2 protein-coding genes are annotated in these 1465 nt (G+C 45.9%); both read right to left on the minus strand.

All coding sequences use genetic code 11. The features are described 5' to 3' along the window. Positions 1 to 173: 173 nt before the first annotated feature. A complete protein-coding gene (gene cdiI, locus AC2CGP_RS24100) occupies positions 174 to 524 on the minus strand; it encodes a ribonuclease toxin immunity protein CdiI (protein ID WP_015704291.1) in 351 nt (116 codons plus the stop codon). Next, positions 524 to 1465: VENN motif pre-toxin domain-containing protein (locus AC2CGP_RS24105; RefSeq protein ID WP_213197794.1), on the minus strand; the 942-nt coding region annotated here is incomplete at its 5' end. The genes AC2CGP_RS24105 and cdiI, both read right to left, overlap by 1 nt.

Raw genomic sequence — 1465 nt, forward strand, 5'->3', positions numbered from 1 at the left:
CTTCTGCGCCGTCGCCAGCCGGTTCTGCTCTTTCTCCTTATCAAATATCGGACTCAGCGTCTGGTTCGCATGCGCCGCATCCCGGCTTAACCCCGCCACGTCCTGCTGCTGATTCGCGCCGTCGCGGATAACCGCCGATAACTCGATCCCGGCTCACTAGCCGAGATCTTTACTCAGGCTGGAATTTTAGCCAGCAACTCATTTACTTTTTCAGTATCTTCAGGATGTAACTGAATATACTTTTCACAGGCCAGACGGACATATTTAAAGCCTACAAATTCAGGAACTATAAGTTCTCCGTCCCATACCCCAAACATTATGCCCTCAAAATGACATTCTGGATCAGGGTCTTCAAAATCAGGGAATGAACAATATGTTTCGTTAACACCGCAGCCTATTTTATTTATAAGATACGGTAACATCCATATGAATTTACCCTGTAGATACATTGAATTAAAATAATCCCGAACAACCCATTCAGGATCGTTTTCATAATCTATGTTCTCAAAAATATATTCGTTCATTATTTAGTCACCGGATGAAAATTTTCTACCATTCCTGTCTTTTTATCCAAATAAACTTGGAATTTTATCCCGCCGGCGGTTGCCGTATATTCTCGTTGTCCAGATGCAATAGCTGCTTTGTAACCACTACTTGCAGCTTGCTGCCCCAATTCTAACATTTTTTGGTCAGTAAAGATCTTAGGGTCATAGATTGTTTTGGTAAATATTTTATCCTTATAACCTGTAATATTACCGGCGCGATCGTAAGCGGGTATTTTATATTGAACCTCAGTAATACCCTTCACGCTGCTTTGAGTTTCACCGACAATTTTCACATTTTTCTCACTTACTGTTGAATAGAAAGCATCAGCATTATGACCACCTGTAATACCTTTCTGTTGATTGTATTTTACAACAGAACCCATATGTTCCAGTTGGTCAATTTTAAAACTAATTCCAGATGGATAAGAGGTGTTCTTCGCAACAACCAAAAACGCCTTAGCTGCTACATATTGTACTAACTTTGCTTCACTGGTCGGCACGCCACTTGCCAAGATTTCCGCAGCTCGTTGCGGCGTCATTTCCCCATCCGCCGCCAACGCACTCACCGGAACCCCAAAGAATTCTGCCCAGGCAATCATCAGGCCTTTAGCTGCATTCTGTCCGTCCGGTATCTGTCCCTGTGAGTTCTTGATCAGCGCCGCCGTGAGTTCTTCTGGTGTGGCACCATTCTGGAGCATATGAACGCCGAGCGACTGCTGGGATAAACCCATGTCAGCCATGCCTTTACCGAAATCAATCGGACTCAAAGCATTATTCTCCACCGCGTTCTTCCCGGCCTGCGCACCCGCCACCGCATCCGCGCTGCTGCCTCCGCTAAGCCCACCCATCAGTCCCGCCGCCAGCGTACTCAGCGCGCTTATCGTCGACTTCTGCTCATCCGACAGCTCTTCTGTCTTAAC

The sequence above is a fragment of the Klebsiella sp. SYXHC3 genome, assembly GCF_057196925.1.